At 47.4% G+C, this 26,301-nt stretch carries 19 protein-coding genes; 3 read left to right on the top strand and 16 right to left on the bottom strand.

The features are described 5' to 3' along the window. Nucleotide 1: 1 nt before the first annotated feature. The 5 genes from metH to OM978_RS04720 form a co-directional block, all read right to left on the bottom strand. Nucleotides 2–2,629: a methionine synthase gene (metH, locus tag OM978_RS04735; RefSeq protein WP_319633895.1), complete on the bottom strand. Its 2,628-nt coding sequence runs from the start codon at nucleotides 2,627–2,629 to the stop codon at nucleotides 2–4. Continuing rightward, complete coding sequence (locus OM978_RS21450) at nucleotides 2,629–3,693, bottom strand: homocysteine S-methyltransferase family protein (protein WP_319633894.1); 1,065 nt, start codon at nucleotides 3,691–3,693, stop codon at nucleotides 2,629–2,631. Before OM978_RS21450 ends, metH begins: the two co-directional genes overlap by 1 nt. Next, complete coding sequence (gene metA, locus OM978_RS04730) at nucleotides 3,690–4,616, bottom strand: homoserine O-acetyltransferase MetA (RefSeq protein WP_264345750.1); 927 nt, start codon at nucleotides 4,614–4,616, stop codon at nucleotides 3,690–3,692. The genes OM978_RS21450 and metA overlap by 4 nt, the downstream gene beginning before the upstream one ends. Before the next feature lie 303 nt (nucleotides 4,617–4,919). Next, nucleotides 4,920–5,978 carry a recombinase RecA gene (gene recA, locus OM978_RS04725; protein ID WP_233007960.1) on the bottom strand — a complete coding sequence of 353 codons (1,059 nt, stop codon included), beginning with the start codon at nucleotides 5,976–5,978 and terminating at the stop codon, nucleotides 4,920–4,922. A 66-nt stretch (nucleotides 5,979–6,044) separates the two neighbouring features. Then, entirely contained in the window at nucleotides 6,045–6,536 is a 492-nt protein-coding gene (locus OM978_RS04720; protein ID WP_264345749.1) for a CinA family protein, read from the bottom strand. Between the two features lie 32 nt (nucleotides 6,537–6,568). Between OM978_RS04720 and mutS the strand changes: the two genes are divergently transcribed. Next, on the top strand, nucleotides 6,569–9,154 hold the full coding sequence (gene mutS / locus OM978_RS04715; RefSeq protein ID WP_264345748.1) for a DNA mismatch repair protein MutS: 2,586 nt from the start codon (nucleotides 6,569–6,571) through the stop codon (nucleotides 9,152–9,154). Between the two features lie 63 nt (nucleotides 9,155–9,217). On the opposite strand, the gene OM978_RS04710 is transcribed toward mutS, so the two are convergent. Continuing rightward, entirely contained in the window at nucleotides 9,218–9,955 is a 738-nt protein-coding gene (locus tag OM978_RS04710; protein ID WP_264345747.1) for a hypothetical protein, read from the bottom strand. Nucleotides 9,956–10,266: 311 nt separating this feature from the next. Between OM978_RS04710 and OM978_RS04705 the strand changes: the two genes are divergently transcribed. Next, nucleotides 10,267–12,186, top strand: a complete 1,920-nt coding sequence (locus OM978_RS04705) for an alkaline phosphatase D family protein (protein WP_264345746.1) — start codon at nucleotides 10,267–10,269, stop codon at nucleotides 12,184–12,186. 72 nt (nucleotides 12,187–12,258) lie between these two features. Here the strand turns inward: OM978_RS04705 and OM978_RS04700 are convergent, their stop codons facing one another. Continuing rightward, on the bottom strand, nucleotides 12,259–13,014 hold the full coding sequence (locus OM978_RS04700; protein ID WP_264345745.1) for an SDR family NAD(P)-dependent oxidoreductase: 756 nt from the start codon (nucleotides 13,012–13,014) through the stop codon (nucleotides 12,259–12,261). Between the two features lie 137 nt (nucleotides 13,015–13,151). Here OM978_RS04700 and OM978_RS04695 point away from each other — a divergent pair, with 137 nt between their 5' ends. Then, nucleotides 13,152–14,069, top strand: coding sequence for an AraC family transcriptional regulator (locus OM978_RS04695; protein ID WP_264345744.1), 918 nt, complete (start codon nucleotides 13,152–13,154; stop codon nucleotides 14,067–14,069). Here OM978_RS04695 and OM978_RS04690 read toward each other — a convergent pair. From OM978_RS04690 to OM978_RS04650, 9 genes are all read right to left on the bottom strand, one after another. Beyond that, entirely contained in the window at nucleotides 14,033–14,914 is an 882-nt protein-coding gene (locus OM978_RS04690) for a transglutaminase family protein (protein ID WP_233007953.1), read from the bottom strand. The genes OM978_RS04695 and OM978_RS04690 overlap by 37 nt on opposite strands. A gap of 107 nt (nucleotides 14,915–15,021) precedes the next feature. After that, complete coding sequence (locus OM978_RS04685) at nucleotides 15,022–17,514, bottom strand: circularly permuted type 2 ATP-grasp protein (RefSeq protein WP_264345743.1); 2,493 nt, start codon at nucleotides 17,512–17,514, stop codon at nucleotides 15,022–15,024. Then, complete coding sequence (locus OM978_RS04680) at nucleotides 17,514–18,473, bottom strand: alpha-E domain-containing protein (protein WP_264345742.1); 960 nt, start codon at nucleotides 18,471–18,473, stop codon at nucleotides 17,514–17,516. Before OM978_RS04680 ends, OM978_RS04685 begins: the two co-directional genes overlap by 1 nt. 3 nt (nucleotides 18,474–18,476) lie before the next feature. Further along, the gene (locus tag OM978_RS04675) at nucleotides 18,477–19,928 is read right to left on the bottom strand and encodes a circularly permuted type 2 ATP-grasp protein (protein ID WP_264345741.1); all 1,452 of its coding nucleotides are present in this window, start codon (nucleotides 19,926–19,928) and stop codon (nucleotides 18,477–18,479) included. A 293-nt stretch (nucleotides 19,929–20,221) separates the two neighbouring features. Further along, nucleotides 20,222–22,633 (bottom strand): TonB-dependent receptor, encoded by a 2,412-nt coding sequence (locus OM978_RS04670; RefSeq protein ID WP_264345740.1) that lies wholly within the window; start codon nucleotides 22,631–22,633, stop codon nucleotides 20,222–20,224. A gap of 478 nt (nucleotides 22,634–23,111) precedes the next feature. Then, nucleotides 23,112–24,110, bottom strand: coding sequence for an RNA polymerase sigma factor RpoS (gene rpoS / locus OM978_RS04665; protein WP_264345739.1), 999 nt, complete (start codon nucleotides 24,108–24,110; stop codon nucleotides 23,112–23,114). Between the two features lie 97 nt (nucleotides 24,111–24,207). Continuing rightward, a complete protein-coding gene (locus OM978_RS04660; RefSeq protein ID WP_264345738.1) occupies nucleotides 24,208–25,056 on the bottom strand; it encodes a peptidoglycan DD-metalloendopeptidase family protein in 849 nt (282 codons plus the stop codon). A gap of 3 nt (nucleotides 25,057–25,059) precedes the next feature. Further along, the gene (locus tag OM978_RS04655) at nucleotides 25,060–25,638 is read right to left on the bottom strand and encodes a YqaA family protein (protein ID WP_264345737.1); all 579 of its coding nucleotides are present in this window, start codon (nucleotides 25,636–25,638) and stop codon (nucleotides 25,060–25,062) included. 22 nt (nucleotides 25,639–25,660) lie between these two features. Further along, the gene (locus tag OM978_RS04650; RefSeq protein WP_264345736.1) at nucleotides 25,661–26,299 is read right to left on the bottom strand and encodes a protein-L-isoaspartate(D-aspartate) O-methyltransferase; all 639 of its coding nucleotides are present in this window, start codon (nucleotides 26,297–26,299) and stop codon (nucleotides 25,661–25,663) included. Between the last annotated feature and the right edge of the window lie 2 nt (nucleotides 26,300–26,301).

Genomic DNA, 26,301 nt, shown 5'->3' with positions numbered 1-26,301 from the left:
GTTAGCCTAAGTTCGGGGCTAACCAGCTTTCCGCCTGTTCAACTGACCAGCCTTTTTTCGCGGCGTATTCATCTTTTTGGTCGGTGCCAATTTTGCTGACAGCAAAGTATTTGCTATCAGGATGCCCAAAGTACCAACCACTGACTGCAGCACCAGGCCACATCGCATAACTTTCAGTCAGCTGGATGCCGGTTTGAGCCTCCACATCCAACAACTGCCATAAAGTGCCTTTTTCCGTATGCTCAGGACAAGCCGGATAACCAGGCGCAGGTCTTATACCCTGATACAGCTCACGAATAAGCTGCTCGTTATCCAGAGCCTCGTCCGGTGCATAACCCCATAGCTCACGTCGTACCTTCATATGCAGGTATTCGGCTAATGCTTCAGCTAAACGGTCAGCTAAGGCTTTGACCATTATACTGTTGTAATCATCGTGCTGAGCAGCAAATTCATCAGCCAGCTCATCAGCGCCAAAACCCGTACTGACAGCAAAACCGCCAATGTAATCAGCAATGCCAGAACCCACAGGCGCAACAAAGTCAGCTAAGCAGCAGTTTGGATTGTCGTTACGCAGCTGTAGTTGCTGACGTAAATTAAACAAACGGCAACGCTCCGCTGTTCTGCTCTCATCCGTGTAGACGACAATATCATCGCCATCACTATTGGCCGGAAAAAAGCCAAATACGGCTTTGCCCTGCACTTTTTTCTGGCGGATCATCAAGTCAAGAATAGCGTTAGCGTCTCTGTGCACACGACGTGCTTCCATGCCCACGTCAGGATGATTCAAAATGGCAGGATACTTACCGGACAATTGCCAGGTCAGGAAAAATGGCGTCCAGTCGATATAATCGCGCAGTACTTCTAAATCAACATCCTGCCATAAATGCACACCAGGCTGTTTAGGTGCAGGTGCCACTTTGGTTAAATCCAGTTTGAATTTATTAGCCCGGGCTTGCTCCAGAGTCAGCAGTTTCTCACCAGGGCGACTGCGGGCATGCTGGTCACGGGCTCTGTCGTATTCGTCGTTCACCCGTTCCAAAAAGGCCGGTTTATGTTCTTTGCTGATCAGTGACTGCACCACTGACACGCTGCGCGAAGCATTTGGCACATAGACCACGCCATGCTGATAATTCGGTGCAATTTTGATTGCTGTATGAGCTTTGGATGTCGTAGCGCCACCAATCAGCAGCGGGATATCAAAACCTAAGCGGGTCATTTCTTTGGCTACATGCACCATTTCATCTAAAGACGGCGTAATAAGACCGGACAAGCCGATAATATCTACATTCAGCTCTTTGGCTTTTTGCAGCAAGGTGGCACAAGGCACCATCACGCCAAGGTCGATGACTTCATAGTTATTACATTGCAGCACTACGCCTACAATGTTTTTGCCTATGTCGTGTACGTCACCTTTGACTGTCGCCATCAGCACTTTGCCCTGAGCCCGGGCGCCGGTACCGGCTTTTTCCAGTTCAATAAAAGGCTGTAAATAGGCCACTGCTTTTTTCATGACTCGGGCGGATTTAACCACTTGAGGCAAGAACATTTTGCCTTCACCGAATAAGTCGCCTACCACGTTCATGCCGTCCATCAGCGGACCTTCAATCACGTGCAAGGGACGTTCAACAGTTAAGCGGGCTTCTTCAGTGTCCTGATCGATAAAGTCGGTAATACCTTTCACCAACGCATGTTCAAGACGTTTATTCACGGGCCAGGCGCGCCAGGCTTCGTCTTCTTTGACGGCAACAGAACCATCACCTTTAAACTCAGCCGCAATGTCGAGCAAACGTTCTGTCGCATCTTCACGTCGGTTTAAGATCACGTCCTCAACCCGCTCACGCAACAACTCTGGAATATCGTCATAGACCGCCAGTTGACCGGCGTTGACTATGCCCATATCCATACCAGCCTGAATGGCATGATACAAAAATACCGAGTGCATGGCTTCGCGCACCGGGTCATTACCACGGAACGAAAAGGAGATATTGGATACACCGCCTGAAATTTTAGCGTAAGGGCATAAGCGTTTGATTTCACGGGTGGCTTCAATAAAGTCGACCGCGTAATTGTTATGCTCTTCGATGCCGGTCGCCACAGCAAAAATATTCGGGTCGAAGATAATATCTTCTGGCGGAAAGCCAATCTGATTGACCAGAATGTCATAAGCGCGCTGACAGATTTCGACTTTGCGGACTTTAGTGTCAGCCTGACCTTTTTCATCAAAGGCCATCACCACCACAGCAGCACCATAACGTCGTAGTAATTTTGCCTGGTATAAAAACGGCTCTATGCCTTCTTTGAGCGAAATAGAATTGACGACAGGTTTACCCTGAATACATTTCAGCGCCGCTTCAATCACTTCCCACTTGGATGAATCGACCATAATAGGCACACGGGAAATGTCCGGCTCAGACGCCAGTAAATTCAGATAACGCACCATGGCCGCCTTGCTGTCGAGCATGGCTTCATCCATGTTGATATCGATGATCTGAGCACCACTTTCGACTTGCTGACGCGCAACATCCAGCGCTTTTTCGTATTCGCCTTCTAATATCAGCTTTTTAAAACGGGCTGAGCCTGTGACATTGGTGCGTTCACCAACATTAATAAAACGGGCTTGTTGTCGCATTACCACTCCAGACCAAAAGCTTCTAAACCAGACAAATGAAACTGGTGCGTTTTCTCTTTCGGCTGACGCGCAGGTTTTCCTGCAACCACATCACTGATAGCACGGATATGTTCAGGTGTGGTGCCACAACAACCACCAACAATATTTAAAAAACCCTGCTCTGCCCAGTCGGCGATTTCTTTGGCCATCTCTACTGCACCTAAATCATATTCACCAAATTCATTCGGTAAACCGGCGTTTGGATGCACTGAGACATAACATTGTGAAATACCAGACAAAGTCTCGACATAAGGCCGCAATAAATCCGGACCTAAAGCGCAATTCAGACCAAAGCTGACCGGTTGAACATGAGCTAATGAATGGTAAAAAGCTTCAGTAGTCTGGCCGGACAAAGTACGACCAGAGGCGTCGGTGATAGTACCTGAGATCATCACAGGTAAACTGAAACCCAGCTCATCAAATACTTTGAGTACAGCAAAAGCGGCGGCTTTGGCGTTTAAGGTATCAAAAATGGTTTCCAACATAATAATGTCGGCACCACCTTCAATCAGTGCCTGAGTAGACTCACAGTAAGCGCTGACTAAAGTATCAAAGTCGACATTACGGTAACCTGGGTCGTTCACATCAGGTGAAATAGAAGCCGTTCTGTTGGTTGGGCCTAATACACCTGCAACAAAACGTGGTTTATCTGGCGTGCTGTATTCATCACAGGCCTGACGCGCCAAAGCCGCTGACTCGCGGTTGATACGGGCAGATAAATGCGACATATCGTAGTCAGCCATAGCGATAGGCGTGGCATTAAAGCTATTGGTTTCCAGAATATCAGCACCAGCAGCTAAGTACTGGCGATGGATATCCAGGATCAGTTCAGGTTTAGTCAGCACCAGTAAATCGTTATTGCCTTTCAGATCAGTAGACCAATCGGCAAATTCAGTGCCGCGGTAATCGTCTTCCTGTAATTTATACTGCTGGATCATAGTGCCCATAGCACCATCTAACACCAGAATACGCTCAGCCAACAACGCGCGAAGGGCGTCTGGAGTTAACACAGTGCGATTGGTCATGACGAACGCCCTATCTGCTGAATATCAAAAGGTGTGGCCTGATACACATAATAGTTAAGCCAGTTACTGAACAATAAAAAGGCATGACTTTGCCATAACTTATGTGGACCTTTAGCCGGATCGTTTTGTTTATAGTAGTTCTCAGGGATTTTAGGCTCAAGACCTGCGGCTAAATCACGCTGATACTCATCGTTTAAGGTGGTTAAATCATACTCAGGATGGCCAGTGACAAAAACCCGACTGCCTGTACTGTTTTGCAGCAAGTAAGCCCCTGTTGCATCGGCTTCTGCCAATACATGCAAATCCGGGTGATGTTGATACTTTTGTTTCGGCACCTGCGCATAACGCGAATGTGGCACTAAAAACTCATCATCAAAACCCCGTACCAATGGACTTAAAGGTTGAGAGACGTTTTGCCAGTACACCCCTGATAACTTCTCACCACGAATTTCACGCTGCAAGCCATAGTAATGATACAAAGCCGCATGAGCAGCCCAGCATAAAAATAAGGTGGAAGTCACATGACGATCAGCCCAGGTCAGAATTTCTGCCAGTTGAGGCCAGTAACTGACATCCTCGTAATTCACTAAACCTAAAGGCGCCCCCGTGATAATCAGGCCGTCATAATTTTGCTGCTGAACATCAGAAAAATAGCGGTAAAAACAGTCCAGATGATTTTGTGGCGTGTGTTTGCTGACATGGTTATCAAGTCGTATCAGCTCCACATCCACCTGCAGCGGACTGTTGGCTAACAAGCGCAATAGCTGGATTTCAGTCGCGACTTTGTTCGGCATCAAATTCAGAATGGCAATTTTCAGCGGCCGGATATCCTGCGATAAAGCCCGGCTTTCAGTCATGACAAACACATTCTCTGCAGAAAGAGCTTCCACAGCAGGTAACTGATCAATGACTTTAATAGGCATAGCATCTCCGACAAGGCTGAAAAATGAGGTTACTCTGGCTCAAAGCAGTGGAAATGTCAACTTCTACACGTTTAGACGTCTAAATAAAAATAAAGATGGCTGATGAATGAATACAAGTAGTTCAGACCTCAGCATCATCAGCTTTTGATGTTAAAAATGGGCCGACAGGACAGGAAATAAAATCTGGTTTTCTCAAATGCCATACAGTCAAAAACAACAAACCCGGCCTGAGCCGGGTTTGTTTTAATCTGCGCCTGTTCTTTGCCCTTATTCTTTAAGCTTACAGCCCAGGGCTAATGCAGCTTACAGATCGGCTTCAGCGTCTTCTGGCACCATACCAAAATCTTCTGCCGGTGACGGAGCACCTTTCGACGGTTCCAGTAACAGCATACGGCGTAATTCGGCTTCAATTTCTTTGGCAACAGCAGGGTTTTCCTGCAGGTACTTCATGGCGTTGGCTTTACCCTGACCAATTTTGTTACCTTTGTAGGCGTACCAGGCACCGGCTTTGTCGATCAGCTTATGCAGTACACCTAAGTCCACTAACTCGCCATCTTTGCTGATACCAGCGCCGTACATAATAATAAATTCGGCTTGTTTAAACGGCGGTGCTACTTTGTTTTTCACCACTTTGACGCGGGTTTCGTTACCCGTCACTTCGTCGCCATCTTTGACAGAACCAGTACGACGAATATCTAAACGGACTGAAGCGTAGAATTTTAACGCGTTACCGCCAGTAGTCGTTTCTGGTGAGCCAAACATCACACCAATTTTCATCCGGATTTGGTTGATGAAAATACATAAGGTGTTTGAACGTTTGATATTACCCGTCAGTTTACGCAGCGCCTGAGACATTAAACGCGCCTGTAAACCTACGTGGCTGTCACCCATATCGCCTTCAATTTCAGCGCGAGGTGTTAATGCAGCTACGGAGTCGACAACAATGACGTCTACCGCAGCAGAACGCACTAACATGTCACAGATTTCCAGTGCCTGTTCACCTGTATCCGGCTGAGACACTAATAAATCATCAACATTTACACCTAACTTTTTCGCATATACAGGGTCTAAAGCGTGCTCAGCATCGATAAAAGCACAGGTTTTACCCATGCGCTGAGCTTCAGCGACAACTTGTAAAGTTAAGGTGGTTTTACCTGAAGATTCAGGACCGTAGATCTCAACAATACGACCACAAGGCAAACCGCCTATGCCGAGCGCAATATCCAAACCTAACGAACCTGTAGGGATAAAGTCGATATCAAGCGCTGTGCTGTCGCCCAAACGCATAATTGAACCTTTACCAAACTGGCGTTCGATTTGACCTAAGGCTGCGGTCAGTGCTTTTTGTTTATTGTCGTCCATTGCTCTCTCCGGTGAATTCTTGGATGCACTCAAAGTGCTGTATGCTCATACAGTAGTCTTTTTGTTTTAGTCTGTCAATAACAAGATCAGCTGCTGCAATACAAAATCGATCGCCTGCTGGCGGACTGTCGCACGGTCGCCATCAAAAATACGATGCGACAATACCTGATGGCCCTGAATTTCAAAACAAAAATGCACAGTACCCACAGGTTTAGTAACAGAACCGCCATCAGGGCCTGCAATACCAGACACAGCGACCGCCACTTCAGCACCAGCAGCTTTGGCTGCACCTACCGCCATTTCCAGCACTGTTTCTTTACTGACAGCACCGTATTGCAACAAAGTTTCGGCTTTTACCCCTAAGAGTTGTTGCTTGGATTTATTGCTGTAGGTGACAAAAGATCGGTCCAGATAAGCTGAACTACCGGGTACTGCGGTCAACACATAAGCAATACCACCGCCAGTGCAGGATTCTGCTGTGGTGATACTGAAGTTTTTCCGCAATAATAGCGCTCCGAGATCCGCCGCCAATTGATAGGTGGTTACTGGAATTGTCATCTTTGGTCCAACGCAGGAATTATTAAGCCATTATGCCGCCAGAACAGAAAGACGGGCAAGCCCTAAGCCCGCACACTCCGATGATGCAACAGTACCTTGGCCTGAAATGCCAGCATCCTGACATTTTGCTGTTTTATCGTATGGGTGACTTTTACGAGCTGTTTTATGACGACGCCAAAAAAGCATCTGCCCTGTTAGATATTTCCCTGACCAAAAGAGGCCAGTCGGCAGGACAGCCTATTCCTATGGCAGGCGTGCCTTATCATTCGATTGAAGGTTATTTAGCCCGTTTAGTGCAACTGGGTGAATCCGCCGCTATTTGTGAGCAAATCGGCGATCCGGCCTTAAGCAAAGGCCCGGTTGAACGTGCTGTGGTACGTATTGTCACGCCAGGCACTGTCACAGATGAAGCGCTGCTGAATGAACGTCAGGACACCTTGGTATCTGCTTTGTATCAGCAAAAAGGCAGTTATGGTTTTGCTTACTTAGATTTAAGTAGCGGCCGCTTTTTAGTTAATGAAGTCACCCATCTGGATGATTTATTGGCCTTATTACAACGGTTAAATCCGGCGGAAATTTTATATGCTGAAGAACAGGACTGGCCGGATAGCGTCATCAACCGTAAAGGCGTGCGCCGCCGCCCTGTCTGGGAGTTTGAGTTAAGCAACGCCAAGCGTTTACTCACCCAACAATTTGGCACCCGCGACTTACAAAGTTTTGGTGTAGAACAAGCACCGGTGGCATTAATGGCGGCGGGTTGCTTAATGGGTTATGTCAAAGATACCCAGCGCGCCCAGTTACCTCATATTCGTTCTATCGCCTTAGAACGCAATCAGGACTGCATAGTACTGGATGCTGCAACACGACGTAACTTAGAGCTAACCCAAACCTTAGCAGGCCAATTTGACCACACCCTGGCCGCTGTATTGGATCAATGCCAGACCGCTATGGGCAGTCGTTTATTGAAGCGCTGGATCCATGCGCCGCTGCGCGATCAGACTTTGGTGTCAGGCCGTCATCAGGCCGTGGCTGAATTGCAGCAACACCACCAGAGTTTACAGCCGCTATTTAAACAAGTAGGTGATACGGAGCGTGTTATCGCCCGTTTAGCACTTCGAAGCGCCCGGCCTCGTGATTTCTCGCGTTTGCGTGCTGCTTTGCAGTTATTGCCAGAGCTGTCCCCTGAACTGACTCTGTTACACAGCCCTTTATTGACGCAGCTCGCTACTAAATGCCAACCGTTACCAGAGCTTTGTGGTTTATTAGAGCGTGCCATAGTCGAAACCCCACCTATGCTGATTCGCGATGGTGGTGTAATAGCTTCAGGCTACAACGCAGCATTGGATCAATGGCGGGAACTCGCTACTGGTGCCACTGATTATCTGGAGCGACTGGAGCAACGTGAAAAAGAACGTACTGGTATTGCTTCACTCAAAGTCGGCTTTAACAGAGTTGCTGGCTATTACATTGAAACCGGTCGCAGCGCTGCCGATCAGGTGCCAGCGGACTATATTCGCCGCCAGACGTTAAAAAACAACGAACGTTTTATTATTCCTGAATTAAAAGAATACGAAGACAAGGTGCTTGGTAGTCAAAGCAAAGCTTTGGCGTTGGAAAAGCAGTTATACGATGAGTTATTTGATTTAACAGCACCTTACCTTGCTGAATTGCAGCAACTGTCCGCGGCTTTGGCAGAACTGGATTTACTGACCAACTTCGCAGAGCGCGCTGAACAACTGAACTACCATCAGCCAGAGCTGACGCCAGAGCCTGGTATACAGATAGAAGCTGGCCGTCACCCTGTGGTTGAACAGGTGATGACTGAACCTTTTATCGCCAACCCACTTAAGCTCTCGCCAGAGCGACGCATGCTGATGATTACAGGCCCGAATATGGGCGGTAAATCGACTTATATGCGTCAGAATGCGTTAATAGTGCTGATGGCTTATATAGGCAGTTTTGTACCGGCAGAGCGCGCTGTATTAGGCCCTGTCGACAGAATATTCACCCGTGTGGGTGCATCCGATGATTTGGCCTCTGGCCGTTCTACTTTTATGGTGGAAATGACAGAAACAGCCACTATTTTGCATCATGCCACAGCCCAAAGTTTAGTGCTGATGGATGAAATAGGCCGTGGCACCAGCACTTATGATGGCTTGTCTTTGGCATGGGCCTGTGCTGAATATCTGGCTCAGCAACTCAAAGCCATGACTTTGTTTGCTACTCATTATTTTGAACTAACCGAACTAGCCTCGCAGTTACAAGGTTTAGCCAATATCCATCTGGATGCAGTAGAACACGACGAACACATCGTCTTTATGCATCAGGTGCAGGATGGCGCAGCCAGTAAAAGTTATGGTTTACAGGTGGCACAGCTGGCCGGTGTGCCGCGGGTGGTGATCCAAAAAGCCAAACAAAAACTGGCCCAGTTGGAACAACAATCTGTCGTCAGCGCCAAAGCACCAGCAGCGGCCAAAACAGCAGAACCGCTACAACAGCAATTGTTTGTCGAAGCCGAACCTCACCCTATACTGGAGCAACTGGCAAAACTGGATCCTGATCAGCTCTCAGCCCGTCAGGCTTTGGATTTGTTGTATCAGCTGAAAGCCAGCTTGTAATTCTTTATGCTTCACTAAAAAAACAGGCCCTGAATTGGGCCTGTTTTTTTAAGCGACTCCAAGCTAAGAAGTGGGCTGACGTTTTACTTTAGCCCAGACAAACCAGCCGCCCGCTTTGGCATGCGAATAATCCAGATCGATCACATCAAGCTTTTCTTCCATTTTCACCACAGCCAGCAAAGGCGCCATAGCTCTGACATTAGTGGCTGAATCGTCACGTAAATACACATCATCTTTTAAGGTCAAAGTCGCTCCCACTAAAGCTTCAGGCTCTATGCTGTGGATGGTTTTAGGCGAGCCTTGCTCCCAGCTATGTTTATCTTCTGTCACTTTGCCTAAAAACACCCAGCCTGTGGTTTCGGCCACTGTCGATGATCCCTGACTGACCAATTGCTGCTGCGCCACCAGGCTGCGTTTAATCGCCTGATCAGCCGAAGCCAACTCAGCACGGGAGCTTTGTGCTGCATCACCAATACTGTCCAGCTCGCGTTGGATCACTGGGTTGGTCACCTTGTTCTCCAGTTGAGCCAGCCGACTTATCAGCTCGTCGTAACCCAACTTTGCCTGACTTAAGGTCTGACCGGCAGACTTGGTATTGTCTGAGGCTTCTTTCACCTGAGCTTCCCACTCCATTCCACCTATGGTGCCTTTGGTAAACCCTGCCTCTATCAGCCGGGCTTTGACGGTTTCCGGTGAAAATAACAGCAGCACAAAAACCCCAAACAGCAGCGCATCACGCAAAGAGGAGATCAAATCGCGCAATACACCGCTAAATGCACTCAGATGGTTTGTGTCTGCCATGGTAATTCCTTGATCCTTAGAGCCAAAAGCTCTGTATATGTTGTCAAAGGCAGCCATTCGCCTAAGCTGCGATTCAGTTCCCAAAAAGCTAGATTACAAGCTAATGCAGTTCTGCCTGCTACGCAAACTTTGACAAAAAAATTGCTAAACTTTGTCGGATAACCGCAGTCATAAAGCTGCACCCCGCAACGCAAACAAGGCTAATTACTGGACAAGCAGCAGCGCCACGGGGATACTGCGGGAAATACAAAGCTAAGCTGCTGTATAGTTAGAATAAAAGGAGTGTTGTTATTTCTGATCCTATCACGCTGGTGTGGGCAGGTCCGCTGCTGCGCCGTCTGACACCAGGCAGGATATGCCTTTGGTTAGCCACTTCAGAACAAGTAGAACTGAAACTTCAGCTCCAACCTGAACAAGGCGAAGCAGTGCAGTTTGACGCAAAACAGCTGCAACCCTGGGTGCAACAAATTCAGCTTGCAGGCAAATTGTATCTGTATTTTCTGGATCTGGAACTGAGTGAGGCGCTGCCAACTGAACGCTGGATTAGTTATGATCTGCAGTTAAAAACCAGCACAGGCGACTGGCAAGACTGGCGGCAGTGGGCGGACGATTTAGTTTATCCAGGCCGGGATTTACCGGGTTTTATTCTCAAACCCAAAGTGCATTCGGTATTGCATGGCTCTTGCCGCAAACCGCATTTTACTTCGGGTGATGCGTTAGTCCGTGCCGATCAGCAGCTAAAAGACACAGCACCGGATCAATGGCCATCCTTACTGATGTTAAGTGGTGATCAGGTCTACACAGACGACGTAGCAGCCCCTACGCTTTATGCCATTCATCAGCTGATTGCTAAACTGGATTTTGCTGACGAAAAGTTACCTTGTTCAACCTTAAGCTCTGCCCATGAGCTGCATAGCAAAACGCCCTATTATTACCAGCGTGAACAATTACTGCCGAACACAAAGGCTGGCTATCAGGTGCTAAAGCAGCTATTTCAGGGCGCAAAAAAACCGGTATTTACCACAGACAGCGCCCACAACCACTTGATCTCTATGGCTGAAATATTTTCAATGTACCTGCTGGTCTGGTCGCCTGCGCCATGGCAGGGCCTGGACTTGCAGATGCCGGAGGGGCTACTGAAAAGTTTCAGCCCGGAGCGCCAGAAGCGCTGTGTCATCTACAGCAACAACCTGACAGAGTTTAAAGCAGGTTTAGGCCAGGTCAGACGTTTGATGGCCCACATGCCAGTCGCGATGATGTTTGATGATCACGATATTACCGACGATTGGAATTTAACCGCAGAGTGGGAAAAAACCGCCTACGAGCACCCGTTTTCCCGCCGTATTATTGGCAATGCGCTGATGGGCTATTTGCTGTTTCAGGGCTTTGGTAATGCGCCGGAAAAAGTGCAAAAGCTGATACCTTTATGCCAACAGGCCCTGAGTCAACCCGGCACTGAAACTCATGACGAATGTATCAATCACCTGCTCAAATTCTCTGAATGGCATTACAGCTGGCCTACCCAACCGCCCTTGTTAGTGCTGGATACCCGCACCCAACGTTGGCGCTCAGAGCTTGCGATGGAAAAACCTTCGGGATTGATGGACTGGGAATCTATTACTGAATTGCAGCAACAACTGCTGGGCCATGCAGCTGTATTGCTGGTCTCCCCTGCTCCTGTGTTTGGCGTCAAACTGATTGAAACTATTCAGCGTATTTTTACCAGTTTTGGTAAACCTCTGATGGTGGACGCTGAAAACTGGATGACACATCCGGGTTCAGCTTATGCGCTGCTGAATTTATTCCGTCATCCAAAAACACCCCGCAACTTTGTCATTTTATCCGGTGATGTGCATTACAGCTTTGTATTTCAGATAAAGCTACGACACAAACAACAAAGCCCATCTATTTGGCAAATCACCAGCAGTGGCCTGAAAAATGAGTTTCCTCACCGCCTTCTGGCCTTACTGGACACAGCTAACCGTTGGCTCTACGCCTCCCGCTCGCCGCTGAACTGGTTTACCAAAAGACGCCGTATGATCATCACCCATCACAGGCCTATAGGTGAAACCAAAGGTCGCCGTCTGGTCAATGCTGCTGGTATAGGCTTATTGGAGCTGACGCCTGAAGGAGTGCCTTGCAAAATAGTACAACTTTGCGCCGACGGCGACACAGTCAGTTTTGAGCTGGAAAAAGGCGATGACGAACTGACGCAGGATTATAGTTTGTAGCTCCGAAAAACCTGGCTCGTCCAGTAAAGCAGCTGCACCAGCCAGACCCAGCATGGTGCAGCTGTAACTTTGTTAAATCCCCTGCCCACCTGATACTTCAATACGTTGAGCATTGACCCACCGATGGTCTTCCGACAATAAACTGGCCACCATAGGGCCTATATCATCAGCAACTCCGACCCGGCCTAAAGCCGTCATATCGGCAAAGAACTTGTTAAAGTCAGGGGTATCACGCACTGCGCCGCCAAAGAAGTCAGTTTCTATCGCACCTGGCGCTACTGTATTGACTGCTATACCACGTGGACCAAACTCTTTTGCCATATAAACGGTCAGCATTTCCACTGCAGCTTTGACCGCAGCATAAGCCGCCCAGCCAGGCGCTGATATCCGCGTTAATCCAGTAGATAAATTCACAATACGCCCTCCGTCTGCCAGCAAAGGCAACAACCTCTGCGTCAGGAAAAACACACCTTTAAAATGCACATTCACCAATTGGTCAAATTGAGCCTCTGTGGTGTGCTCAATGAGTGCATAGTCACCATGACCGGCATTATTCACCAAATGATCAAAGGTATCGCGTTGCCAGATGTCAGCCAACAAAGTGCGCAGCCGCGCAGCAAAGCTGGCAAAACCTGCCACAGCAGCTGTATCCAGCTGCAAAGCTACAGCTTTACGGCCCATAGCACGGATTTCTGTCACTACAGCTTGCGCCTCTTGCTCGCGACTCTGATAAGTAATGATGACATCTGCGCCACGACGGGCAATATTCAGTGCGGTATTACGGCCAAGCCCACGGCTGGCTCCTGTTACTAAAGCGATTTTAGTCATGCGTTTTCTCCTGTGGTTTAAGACCCCTGCATGCTAAAGAAAACCAGCTTAAGGGTCTTTACCCGAAGATCCGCATTTTTTGCTTAATTCTCCAAAGCTCTTGCAAAGGCTAATTCTGGTAGCCTAGAGTATCAGCCATGAAAGATATGCTATTAAACACTGTGCGCCGTTATGTCGAGGCTTATGCCAACCCAAATGGTCTTGCACAAACGCCCATTACCGGCCTGACAACTATCCGTTCGAATACCCCAAGCGGGCTCGAATATGCTATATCGCGCCCGCTGGTTTGTCTGGTGTTGCAGGGCAAAAAACAAGTGGTAATGGGTTCAGAGGTGTTTGACTTTAGTACCGGTGATTCTTTGTTGATCAGTGCCGATGTGCCAACCATCAGTCAAATTACAGAGGCAAGCCTGGACGCCCCCTACATCTCACTAGTGCTGGATTTGGATCTGAGTGTGATTGCTGAGCTGACGGAACACATGGCGCAGCCCAAACAAAGCTCGCAGGTTCCGGTGCAGGTTCAACCTACAGACCAACAAGTGGCCGACGCAGCACTTCGCCTGATGAACTTGTTAGACAGACCAGAATCAGTGCCTGTGCTGCACAAACAACTGGTGCGGGAGATGCACTACTGGTTGTTAGCTGGACGCCATGGCGCTGCCATTCAGCGACTTGGTTATCAGGACAGCCATATCCGACAAATAGCCAAAGCAGTGGCCGTACTCAGAGCAGATTTTCGTCAGCCACTGCAGATGGAGCAACTGGCTGCCATTGCAGGAATGAGCCCTTCCTCCTTTTATCAACACTTTCGCACTGTGACTTCGTTGTCACCGCTGCAATTTCAGAAACAATTACGGCTGATAGAAGCACGGCGTTTAATGCGTGCTGAAGGCTTAAAAGCTGGCAGCGCAGCTTTTGCAGTAGGCTACGAAAGCGTGCCGCAATTTACCCGTGAATACAGCAGGATGTTTGGTTTGACTCCGCAAAAAGATACAGCACAAGGCAGAACCAGCACAGTTCAAATCGGCACTACATCCACTTCCACTTCTAACTGATGCACGCCATGTCCCTGCAGCAAGCCTTTCAGTGGCACTACATCGGCATAGTCGCGGCCATAAGCTAAGGTGATATGACGTTCTGCCGGCATCAGGTTATTAGTGGGGTCAAAATCGACCCAACCCAGTTCCGGATCGTACACAGCAAACCAGGCATGGGATGCATCAGCTCCTATTAAACGTGGCTGGCCTTCTGGTGGTGAGGTTTCCAGATAACCACTGACATAACGACTGGGAATACCTAAAGCGCGTAAACAGCTGACGGCGAGCTGAGCAAAGTCCTGACAGACGCCTTTTTTATGCAACAGCACTTCGGACACAGGAGTGACCACTGAGCTAAATTCAGGGTCGTATTCAAACTGGTGAAAAATCAGATCTGTCAGTTGTTGCGCCAGCTGTAATACGGTCAAAGTCGGGTCAGCTATGCTCTGGATCAATGCCTTTGTTTCATCAAGCACGGGGATCATCCGGCTTGGGCCTGTGCACAACAGTGCTTTAAGTTGATCGGGTGAATAACCTTGTTGCTGGCGGAAAAAAGCCGCGACTTGTGGCCAGGGCTGAGTTAAATCCAAAGCCAGACTTTGCTGGCGTGGCAAAACTTCAACAACAGAGTAAGCAGTCACAGCCAGTTGCTGGTGTGGTGGCTGCAAGTGAATAAAATGCTGGGTATTACCAAAGGTATCTGTTCTGGCATAAACAGAAGAAGCAGTGGGTAACACCTCTAAGTTGAAACTGCACAGCTCTTGTGTCGGTAATTGCCGTGGCTGCAAACAAGCCAGATTGTAACTGTTGGCCACAGGATGCTGGTAACAATAACGGGTCAGGTGGCGGATCTGGTACTTCATATAGTCGGCCTTGTTGCTCGGTCCGCAACGTAATTGTATTTACAGTGCGGCGACAATGTAGGGGCGGGGCTTGTCCCCGCCCGCCTGAAATTCATATCAATGCCCATTTAAAAACTCTGCCAGGATTTGCCTGCTTCCGCATGGCTGAAATACGATAGAGTAATGCTGTCGGACAGTTGCCTAAGCACGGCATGCAACTGCTGTAATAAACGACTCAGCTCTGGTGTCGCCTGTAACTGATCATCAAAGAGTTGTTCTGGTTCGGCCAGTTGCAATAAAGACACCAGCTCTACTGCCAGTTTTTGCTCACGACTCAGTACCACAGCAGCACCAGGTTTAGGCAGTTGCTGAATTTGACTGGCAAGACGGGCGCACTGATAACCCACAGAACGTGGCGTGCTGTCATCCAGTAGCAGCAAATCAATCACCGCCAGCGGGTGCAACTCGGTTTTATAACGGCGCCTGTAGGTCATTAAGGTATCCGTCATACGCAGCACAGACTCCATCAACGAAGCACTGCAGTTGCGGCCCTGATCAAATACAAACACTTCCTGCAGCAGAGTGACACTTTGCAATGCCCTTTCCATATGTTGGCCTAAATCCATAAACCTCAGGGTTTGGGTACGGCTCATGGTTTCGTTATTCAGACCATAAATAGCGGTCTGCAATAATATGACCTCATCCAGCAAACGCACCATTTGTTGCGGCTGCTGCCAGTTCAGTGGGTTTGGCCATTGCGTCAGCGCCAGCTGTAATTTATCCAGCACATACCAGGTGTCTTCGCTGAAGTATTCCCGCACCGACTGCGCATTAAAGAGTAAGTTTTTCAGCACCTGCGCCAAACCGGCCGGATGCTGTAGCGAAAAGAGTTCACTTAAGGCCTGCTGCAAGGCGCTGGTCTGCTGTAATGAACTCAAAGCTACGCTGTCTGGCAAAGTGCCATTGGCCTGCAAGCAAAACCGAACTAAAGCTCTGCTATCACTTTGTTGCCCAGCTGTGACCTGAAAGCTGGTTACCCCTGCGCTTGTTAAGAGCGGCACTGTGTAACGTAAAGCCCGGCAGACTAAATTTAATCGCTCGTTATAACGGCCCAGCCAGAATAAATGGTCGGCGACACGGCTTGGCAGCAAGCCACTATGACGGGATAACAAAATGCGTTTTTGGGTATTTTGCAGCAGGCTAACCGCATGGTCCTGATCGGCCAGCACCCAGACATCTTTGGCAACAAACCCCATACTGTACTGATGCTGCAGGCTTTGCGCATCAGGGCTGATACGAGCCAAAGCGCCAGGCATCACAGCCGGACTATGCTGCTCGGACAACAAACCAAATAAACGCAACACGCCATACTGCTGATGCTGACCTTGAGTCGCGTTCCAGCAGGGTACAGAACACAATGGCAGCAAGCGGATAGCAATAAAAAGCTCAGGACAAGTCGCCAATTGCTGCTGTAAATCTTGTTGTTGCAGCGGGTCCAGTTCAGTCCAAAGCCAGCTTTGGGCTGTATCAATTCTGCGGAATCTGTAATTTATTGCATCAGATAACACCAGTTGCAACTGCTCAGGCTTGCCACACCAAAAAGCGGCAGTAGTGGGCAATTGCAATTCTTCATTTAACAGCGTTCGACAAAGCGCAGGTAAAAAGGGCAATAACACACCGGAGTCCACTAAGGCAGCTCCTGGCGGATTGGCGCAAAATAGCTGCTGCTGACGAATGCTTTGCAATAAACCAGCAGTACCTGTGGAGTCCGGATCCAGCTCCAGTGCATCACAACGGGCATCTGGTAAATAGCGCATCAAGCTGTCGACCTGCTGTAAACCTGTGACAGTTTTTAGCCACAAAGCACCATCTTTAAACATCAGATCGGCGCTGTGCATCAAGGCTATATCTAAATAATTGGCTAAAAATGCATGTTCAAAATAAGCGGCGTCACGTTTGCCGTGGGTTAACAAACCACAAAGTGGTCGTCGCCCTTCGGCGGTATGGCCGGTGCCCTGCGCAAACACCAACTGCAATTTACGGAAAAACCCGGCCAGCTGGCTTTTGCCAATACTGTGATTCAGCTCACCAATACAGTGGTTAAACGCCAGCCTGTGTTCTAACACAAAACCCAGCCCCGCCGGCATCTGGCTTTGATCGGCATAGACACAAAACTGGCCTGTGGCATCACGGCCTATATCGACCGCCAGCAAACTCAGCCATTGCTGGTGAGTGGGTACCAACTGATGGCAAGGCAACAGATAGTTTTTGTTCTGGAAAATAAGTTCTGCAGGCAATAGCCCCTGCTGGATCAGAAGCTGAGGGCCGTACAAATCCTGCAATACCAGAGAGAGCAGCAATTGGCGCTGCTTTACACCGGCCTGCAACTCTTGCCACTGGGTATCACTAACCAGCCATGGCATTAAATCCAGCTGACGTTGTTGCTCCAGCCAGGGATCAAAAGTAGCACCGTTTTCCCGCAGCTGATGTTGCAAATCAGTATGCAGCTGCACCAGATGCTGCTGACTTTGCTGCTGCCACCAGAGCTGCAACTGCTGCCACTGCGGCAAATCAGTCCATCTTAGTTGCTCACTCAACTCCTGACTTTCCACAGTCATCATCAGGCCGACATTTGTTGGCTGAGATCTGTGGAGAATTCAAGTTTTGGCGTGCTAATCACCTGATGCAATTCAATAATCCCTGTTTGAAATTGGTCAATCAGCTGATGCAGCTGACCTGTGGTCAATTCTGATAAGTTTTGTGTTTTTAACAAGTCCTGCAACTGCCAGACCCGTTGCAATATAGCAGCACTATGAGGCAAAGCTTTGGCTGACGCAGCCACTCTATGCAAACAATACGCAATGGAGCGTGGAAAGTCAGCGTAGGTCAGCAAATAATCCACCGCATCCACTTCGGTGTTTTGGTGCGCCAGATAATAGTGGTACGACTCTACCCCACCCAAAGCATTCAGAATAGAAGTCCAGCGAAAACGTGGTCTTTTAATATCCGTCGGCTGCAGCTGCTGCAATACCATCACATCCATAATACGGGTCGTCATATCAGCCCGCTCTACATGCCGGCCAATATTAAACAAATCAAAAGCGTCGCTGCGAAGCATAGTGCCGTCCAGCACCCCCACCACCATCTGACAACGGCGGCTGACCTCCGTCATTAAACGGTATCTGTGCTGACGGCCTTGTAACTGCTGGCAATGCTCTTGTAAAAACAAATCCAGTGAATTCAGCTCTTCCCACATATCACGGGGGATCAGTTGTCGTACTGTTCTGGCATTTTGTTTCAGTGCGCTGCAAGCCGAACGGATAGAGACTTCACTGTCGGCGTCTGTAATTAAAAAGCCCATCACTTGCTGTTCGACCGTCAAATCGCTTGGTGGTAACTGACTTAAGAGTTCAGCGCCATTCTGCCCTAATACATCCAGTAATAAGGGCCAGCTGAACTGGCTGTCTTTGTGACTGTCGATCAGCAAATGGCTGGTGGCATTAATTAAGCGGGCCGTGTCATCCAGACGCTCCAGATAACGGCCTAACCAGAATATATGATCCAAAGATTTTAATAACATAGATCAGACCTCATCGTTGATGATCCAGGTGTCTTTGCTACCGCCGCCTTGCGACGAATTGACCACCAAAGAGCCTTTTTTCAGCGCAACCCGGCTTAAACCGCCTGTGGTGCAGTACAAATCTCTGCCCTGCAAAATAAAGGGCCGTAAATCTAAATGCCGTGGTTCCAGCACACCATCACATAAAGTAGGAGCTGTCGATAACGCCAGAGTCGGCTGGGCAATAAAATTACGCGGATTGGCTTTAATAGCTTCCGCCATTTGTTGTTGCTCTTCTTTGGTGGAGCGTGGGCCGATCAAAATGCCGTAGCCACCGGATTCGTTGGCAGGTTTCACCACCAGTTGATCCAGATTAGCCAACACATACTCACGCTGTTTTGGGTCCAAACACAAATAGGTAGGAACGTTATCGATAAGCGGCTGTTCGCCCAAATAATAATTTATGATTTCAGGCACATAGGCGTAAATCACTTTATCGTCGGCCACACCAGAGCCTGGTGCGTTAGCAATAGACACATTGCCTTTGGCCCATGCTTTGATCAAACCCGGAATACCTAAGACTGAATCGGGCCGGAAAGCTTGTGGGTCGATAAAAATATCGTCCACCCTGCGGTAAATCACATCCACGCGTTGCAGGCCATGCAGAGTTTTTAAATAAACAATGTCGTCCTGCACCAGTAAATCGGTATTTTCGGCTAGTTCTACGCCCATTTGTTGGGCCAAAAAGCTGTGTTCAAAATAAGCCGAGTTGTAGACACCAGGGGTCAGCAACACTATGCAAGGCACATCACCGGGACGAGGCGATAAAGAGGCCAACATACGCCAGAGTTGATGCGGGTAGTCGTCTACAGGGTAGATAAAAGAATCAGCAAATAATTCCGGAAAAACCCGTTTCATCACAGTACGGTTTTCCAGCATATAAGACACGCCAGACGGTACCCGCAAGTTATCTTCAAGCACTAAAAACTTACCAGAGCCATCACGCACCAAATCAGTCCCACAGATATTGGCCCACACCCCATAACGGGGCGAAATGCCCTTACATGGTGCAAGGTAGTTGCGGGAGTCCAGCACTAAATCAGCCGGTACTATGCCGTCTTTAAGGATGCGCTGATCGTGGTACAAGTCGTCAATAAACAGGTTTAAAGCAGCTAAACGTTGTTTCAGACCACCACTGGTTTTTTGCCATTCTGAGCTTGGGATGGTGCGTGGCATCACATCCAAAGGCCAGCAGCGGTCGATATTATTGCCGTCTGAATACAAGGTAAAACAAACGCCCATAGCGCTAATCGTTTGATTTAACTGCTCTTGTCTTTGAATGAGCTCAGCAGAGCCGTGTCGATCAATAAAACGTGCTATAGCCGCAGCTGGTGGTCGTATTTGTCCATCCGCCTGCACCAGCTCATCAAAACACTGGCTGATTTGCTGATAGTGCCCAAAACTTTTTGCACCCATTGGCGACTCCTTCACGTCCGATACGACCCGAACAACATCAGTTCAAGGCCTGCTTTTTTTGTTCTGTATCAGAAAGGAGCAAGGGTTATGCCAGCACAAATTACAAACACACAATGAATCAATCTATTTGGCCAGGCAGTATCGTTTAACTACCTATAACATTCGCATAGAGCTACTGAAAGAAGAGTCAGTATCAGATATCCAGGATATTCTAACTATTCACCTCAAAGACGAAACTGAAAGAAAAAAGCCCCACAGTTAAATGCAGGGCTTTGTATTCAGATTCTTGTTGATTACATAAAACTGTAATCAACCCTGAAAGTGACGCTGCGCTCTGGAGCATAGAGTACGTTCAGGTTATTTGTGCTGTTGGTGCGGCTTCGCGCTTGTTTGAATTGTTCAATTTCAGAGTCAAACAGGTTATGGATAAATGCTGAAAGACGCACATTGTCGTTTAACTCAATACGTGATGACAGATTGACACGACGATAGGCATCAGCAGTGTCAGAACCATCATCCCGTGCATTAAAATGTGATCGGTATTGACCATAAGCTTCGACATCTAGACGAACATTGGTTTGTTTGTTAAACCAAGTAAAGCCTTTATCCAAGCCTAAATAAGCATTGTACTTAGGCACCTGAGTCATATCCTCACCATACTCAGCCCCCAGAGCTTCTACGTCAGATAACATTTCTGAGTTAGTGTAAGAAGCATTCAAAACCAGCTCCAGATCATTTTCAAAGCTATAAGTACTCTCCCACTCAAGACCACGGGAGCGTGCTTTAGCAGCATTGGCTGTGTAACTGAAACCACAGGTTGGCATATAGACAGAGGCCCAAACATCGTCCCAATCAATCTGGTATACAGCAGTTGAAAAGCGCAGATTACCTAAATTAGCTTTATAACCAATTTCATAGTTGTCGATGCTGTCACTCTTGTAGCGGGTTGTGTGGCCAGAAGCATACTCATCATTCCGACAGGCCGCCGCCAAAGGTGTGTTGTTCCCACCTGGACGGTAACCTTCTGAATATAAAGCATAAACAGACATATCTTTAGATTCAGGCATCCAGGCAACACTTAGCTTTTTTCTGTTGCCTGATTCTTCACCTTCACTCAAGGCTGTACGACCTTCTCTTGCCTCCCAAATTCCGCTATAGCCAAAAGAAGCATAATCTTCAAGATCGTAATAACGAATACCAGCAGTAAACTCTAAACTACCCAGATCTGTCATATCCACTGTGTAGGTTGTTTCACCAAAGAATGCCACTTCTGTATTATGCGAACCGTTGTAGTACAAATTGTAGTTTTTACTTTTATCACCGTATAAAGCTTCACCAAGCTGACCTACATTATAAATACCAATTTCCCCCCAGTAGTTATCCCAATCCACCCAGTCATTCCAGTCAGAGAATATTGCTATGCTGCGATCATCGCTTTCATGGTACTGAAACTGTGTATTAGGGATATTGCCTCGCCAGCCTTTGTCGTAAAAAGCTCCGACAGTCCAGGTAAAGTTTTCCAGATTACCTTTATCCTGCAACCGAAACTCGTGAGTCACTCGTGCAGTTTTGTCATAGTTAATAATCCAGGTTTTGACTAAATCGTTCATATCTAGTCGGGACCAGTTGTCCAGAGAATCTTCCTGAATAGTGCGATAAGAGCCTGAATAAGTGAAATCAGCAAAATCCATCACGTCATCCACACTGGCGGTTAAAGTCACAAGTTCTGTATTATCTTTAGACCAGCCATCCAGACTTTCCCAAATGTGGTATTTGCTAACAGGTGTCGATGATACATTACCAAAGCACGCCGCCCGGTTTTGCCCTTCAGCACAAGGTGTAGAGACATAACTCACATCATAACCATAGTTTGAGTCCGGATTTTCAACTGTATTAGCGAATGTCCTACTGTTGGGGCGTGACAAATCAGCAAAAGCAGTTCCAACACTACGGTTCGTAACATTGTAATAACCTAAGTTAACACTGGTGTCTTCACTGAGTTGCCATAAAAACTGAGTACGTAAATACTGGTCTTTTACTTCGTTTTGCACACCAGTTGCCCCGTTAATAATAGCACCGGGTTTATTAGAACTGTGCCCTGTCACGCGCATAGCTAAGGCATTTTCAATCAAAGGAATATTAACTGCTGCCCAACCTTGCAAATCCAGACCTTCAACATTTTTTGTATTCTTAGATTGCAGTGAGGAAGTAAACTCAACGGTATCCAGCTTTGGCTTTTGGGTTATAACCCGAACCGTGCCACCTATAGCATTTGATCCCCACAACGTACCTTGTGGGCCACGTAATACCTCAACAGCTTCAATGTCATATAAATCAACAAAGTTAAAAGGAATATCATCTGTAAATGAAGATGTTGTGGAAGGTGCAGCACCGTTACCACCAGATAAACCACGCAAAATTAATGTGCCCGTTGGAGAGGCTGCTCCTGCAAGAGTCCTGTAGAGGTCATCTTTATTAATGAGATTCCTGTTTGAAATCTCAATAGCAGACACCGAGCTAACATTCATCGGAACCTCAATCAAGGACTCCAAACGTTTACGTGATGTGACAGTAATGACTTCCATCTCTTGCTCTTCAGCGGAAACATTAGCTGTATCCTGATTTTGAGCGGACAAAACAGCAGGAACAGCCAAGAGTGGCAACATTGCGAGTGTCAAAACGCTTAAGTTGTATTTCTTTTTCATTTTTATATTCTCTTTGAGTTTTAATTTAATCCCTGGATGGATTTTTATGAAAACTAAGCTACAAGACCCATAGCTAATAGTCCAAGCACAACCAAAATCTCAGCTAAGAGTGGTTGTGTAAAATTAACCTAAATGAGTCTTTTCAAGAAAACAAACAAATCTGACATGAAAAAAATAAAACTATGAAACAAAAGCAACAAAAATAATCTCAAAAAACAGCAATCCGGCTCTTTTCAGGGATTTATTTAACTATTTTTTCCAGCAAAGTCACTGTACGAAGTTTATCTTCGGAATAGCGCAGTTATATAAGCTTTATCAGTCCTGGTTTTCAGTACAAAAGCAAGACGTTAAGGTAGGCAGGTATACAGAGTTAAATGCTCAGAGCTGTTAAAAGTCTTATTGCAGATATCAGTACCAGTAAAAGAAAACCTGTCGACAAGGCGACAGGTCTTTGTTTTTCTCGGAGTAGTGCAACCTACTATTCCTGGAATAAGGTTTCGATATTAAGGCCCTGATGAGTCACAATTTCACGCAGACGGCGTAATGCCTCCACCTGAATTTGTCTTACTCTTTCGCGGGTTAAACCAATTTCTTTACCTACATCTTCCAGCGTAGAAGGTTCATAACCTAACAAGCCAAAACGACGGGCTAACACTTCACGTTGTTTTGCGTTTAGCTCGTCCAGCCAAATCACCAGATGCTGACGGATATCGGCATCCTGTAATTCAGTTTCAGGGCCTAATTCTTTTTCATCGGCCAACACATCAAGCAGCTGTTTTTCCGAAGAGCCTGCAACAGGGGTATCCACTGAGGTAATTTTTTCATTCAGCTTCAACATCTTGCGGACTTCTTCAACAGGCCTGTCCAGCGCCGCTGCAATTTCTTCCGGCGTAGGCTCGTGATCCAGTCGTTGCGATAACTCACGGGCGGCGCGCAGGTAGATATTCAGTTCTTTCACCACATGAATAGGCAAACGAATAGTGCGGGTTTGATTCATAATGGCCCGTTCTATGGTTTGACGGATCCACCAGGTGGCGTAGGTTGAAAAACGGAAACCGCGTTCAGGGTCGAACTTTTCCACGGCCCGAATCAGGCCTAAGTTGCCTTCTTCAATCAGATCCAGCAAAGCTAAACCACGATTAATGTACCGACGGGCAATCTTCACCACTAAACGTAAGTTACTTTCAATCATACGTTTACGGGCAGCTTTATCGCCTTTGAGAGCAAGGCGGGAAAAATACACTTCTTCTTCGGCGGATAATAAAGGGGAAAAGCCAATTTCACCCAGGTAAATCTGAGTGGCGTCCATAGCTCTCACGCTATCATTGGCGGTAAAAACGTCGTCTGGAGTATTGTCTTCTTCCGCAGCTAAAGCGGCTAAATCGGGTTCTGCATTATCATCATCAGCTAAAATAACGTCATCCGTTAATTCGGCTTCTTTAAATTCGATTACATCTTCATCATCTTTATGGCCCATTTCCTTCTCCCACTTCTACAAGCTTTGGGTATCACCTGAACTGCACGGTTTCCTTACCTTTTCGCCCTTCCGGGTGATATTTTTATTATTTTAGTAATTATTTTAAGTATCGTTTTGGATCAACAGACTTACCACGGAAGCGGATTTCAAAGTGCAGCCGAACTGAGGTTGCATCTGTGTTGCCCATTTCAGCTATAGTTTGTCCGCTTGCGACAGTATCACGCTCTTTCACCAATAATCTTCGGTTATGAGCATAAGCACTTAAGAAGTCGTCGTTGTGACGGATAATCACCAGATTGCCGTAGCCTCGCAATGCGTTACCTGCATAAACCACTTCACCTGCTGCAGCAGCTTTAATAGGAGTTCCTGCCTTACCTCCTATATCTAACCCTTTGTTGCCATGTTCTGCATTGGAGAAGCCTGCCAATATCGGTCCACGAACTGGCCATGCCCACCGAACTTTAGAACTGTAAACTGTCTTTTCTGCTGAAGTTGCATTTTCTTTTACTGTCTGCTTTCGAACATAACCCGTTTGATTGTTGCGCGCAACAGCTTTGTTGGCAGTTGTTAATTTACTTTGGGTTTGTGAAGGATTTATTACGGCGCTACCAGATGATTTTGACGACTTAACTGAAGAAACCCGCTGCTCACCGCGGATTGATATGTATTTTTTGTTAGCAATTTGTAACACTTGACCTACAAAAATACGGTATGGGGGGGCAATACTGTTCAGTTGTGCCAGTTCCCGGTAATCCATTCCAGCCCGAAAAGCGATGGAATATAAGGTGTCACCGGTCTGGACCATGTAGCCAGAACCCATTTCACCTTGCGGATATTTTTTGTAGTAGTTTTTGATGTCGTTGAGTGTAGTGACGGGTGCTGGTGATTCTCTTGAGCTACAAGCACTTAAAACCAAGACCAGACAACAGACACTAAAAAACTTCATCAGTTAGCGATACACCAGATATAAAACACCGCCAAGAGCCACAGTACCCCAGCCTAACCAATCGACTATATCGCGCAGTTTTTGCTGCATTTTATCGCCGCCCCAGTACATCAATCCTGCTACCAGGAAAAACCGGCTGGCGCGGCCAATAAAAGAAGCAATAACAAAAGGGAAAAATGCCATATTCATCAGACCAGCCCCTACGGTAAATAACTTATAGGGAATGGGAGAGAAACCGGCAATAAACACCACCCAGACGCCATATGTAGTGAACCAGTGTTCGACCTTGGCAAAAGTGGCCTGATAGCCCATATACTCGACTGCTGGCAGCACCACAGGCTCATACAACCATAAACCGAGGAAATAGCCGCAAATACCTCCAAACACCGAAAACAAAGTAGTGATCCAGGCAAAACGCCAGGCTTTGTCTCTTTGCGCCAGAGCCATAGGAGCCAACATCACATCTGGCGGAATAGGGAAAATTACAGACTCAGTAAAACTTAACCCCGCTAAATACCGCTCGGCGTGACGATGTTTTGCCCAAACTAACGCTTTGTCATACATCCATTGAAAAATTTTCAACTGTTCTTCCTTTTTGAATGAATCAGGCCAGCTCACCAGGCACTAGGGGCACAAAACGCACAGCTTCTACGTCTTTTTGTTCAAACTCATCACCCACCCGGGTGAATACTCTTAAAACTTGTTCCTGAGCACCAACAGGGATCACTAAACGGCCACCTTCCGCCAGTTGCTGCAACAAGGCTTGTGGCACCTCGTGCGGTGCCGCTGTGACTATAATGCAGTCAAAAGGGGCTTTACTGGCCCACCCCAGCCAGCCATCCCCATGTTTCATCGATACATTGTGTAAATCCAGCTGCTGCAAACGGCGTTTAGCCTGGAACTGCAACGACTTTATCCGTTCTACACTACAAACCTGTGAAAATAATCGCGCCAATACAGCTGTCTGATAACCAGAGCCAGTGCCAATTTCCAGCACCTTTTGACACTGTGGTGATTGCAGCAATAACTCGGTCATTTTCGCCACTATATAAGGCTGTGAAATCGTCTGCCCCTGGCCTATGGGCAAAGCGGTATTTTCATAGGCTTTATGCGCCAGTACTGCCTCAACAAACAAATGTCTTGGTGTTTGCGCAATGGCTGATAAGACTTTCGCGTCCTTAATTCCATCCTGCTGAAGTTTTTGTGCCAATACTGCGGCACTACGATGGGTGACTACTGCCATAA

It is taken from the genome of Rheinheimera sp. MM224, from assembly GCF_947090785.1.
In the GTDB taxonomy this organism is placed as follows: Bacteria; Pseudomonadota; Gammaproteobacteria; order Enterobacterales; family Alteromonadaceae; genus Pararheinheimera.
The sequence above is the reverse complement of the archived record's forward strand: the minus strand, read 5'-3'. Positions and strand labels throughout refer to the sequence as shown.

Excerpts from the sequence above, each read along its gene's own strand:
- metH (WP_319633895.1), bottom strand. The coding sequence starts at position 2,629 with ATGCGACAACAAGCCCGTTTTATTAATGTTGGTGAACGCACCAATGTC.
- OM978_RS21450 (WP_319633894.1), bottom strand. The coding sequence starts at position 3,693 with ATGACCAATCGCACTGTGTTAACTCCAGACGCCCTTCGCGCGTTGTTG.
- metA (WP_264345750.1), bottom strand. The coding sequence starts at position 4,616 with ATGCCTATTAAAGTCATTGATCAGTTACCTGCTGTGGAAGCTCTTTCT.
- recA (WP_233007960.1), bottom strand. The coding sequence starts at position 5,978 with ATGGACGACAATAAACAAAAAGCACTGACCGCAGCCTTAGGTCAAATC.
- OM978_RS04720 (WP_264345749.1), bottom strand. The coding sequence starts at position 6,536 with ATGACAATTCCAGTAACCACCTATCAATTGGCGGCGGATCTCGGAGCG.
- mutS (WP_264345748.1), top strand. The coding sequence starts at position 6,569 with ATGCCGCCAGAACAGAAAGACGGGCAAGCCCTAAGCCCGCACACTCCG.
- OM978_RS04710 (WP_264345747.1), bottom strand. The coding sequence starts at position 9,955 with ATGGCAGACACAAACCATCTGAGTGCATTTAGCGGTGTATTGCGCGAT.
- OM978_RS04700 (WP_264345745.1), bottom strand. The coding sequence starts at position 13,014 with ATGACTAAAATCGCTTTAGTAACAGGAGCCAGCCGTGGGCTTGGCCGT.
- OM978_RS04695 (WP_264345744.1), top strand. The coding sequence starts at position 13,152 with ATGAAAGATATGCTATTAAACACTGTGCGCCGTTATGTCGAGGCTTAT.
- OM978_RS04690 (WP_233007953.1), bottom strand. The coding sequence starts at position 14,914 with ATGAAGTACCAGATCCGCCACCTGACCCGTTATTGTTACCAGCATCCT.
- OM978_RS04685 (WP_264345743.1), bottom strand. The coding sequence starts at position 17,514 with ATGATGACTGTGGAAAGTCAGGAGTTGAGTGAGCAACTAAGATGGACT.
- OM978_RS04680 (WP_264345742.1), bottom strand. The coding sequence starts at position 18,473 with ATGTTATTAAAATCTTTGGATCATATATTCTGGTTAGGCCGTTATCTG.
- OM978_RS04675 (WP_264345741.1), bottom strand. The coding sequence starts at position 19,928 with ATGGGTGCAAAAAGTTTTGGGCACTATCAGCAAATCAGCCAGTGTTTT.
- OM978_RS04670 (WP_264345740.1), bottom strand. The coding sequence starts at position 22,633 with ATGAAAAAGAAATACAACTTAAGCGTTTTGACACTCGCAATGTTGCCA.
- rpoS (WP_264345739.1), bottom strand. The coding sequence starts at position 24,110 with ATGGGCCATAAAGATGATGAAGATGTAATCGAATTTAAAGAAGCCGAA.
- OM978_RS04660 (WP_264345738.1), bottom strand. The coding sequence starts at position 25,056 with ATGAAGTTTTTTAGTGTCTGTTGTCTGGTCTTGGTTTTAAGTGCTTGT.
- OM978_RS04650 (WP_264345736.1), bottom strand. The coding sequence starts at position 26,299 with ATGGCAGTAGTCACCCATCGTAGTGCCGCAGTATTGGCACAAAAACTT.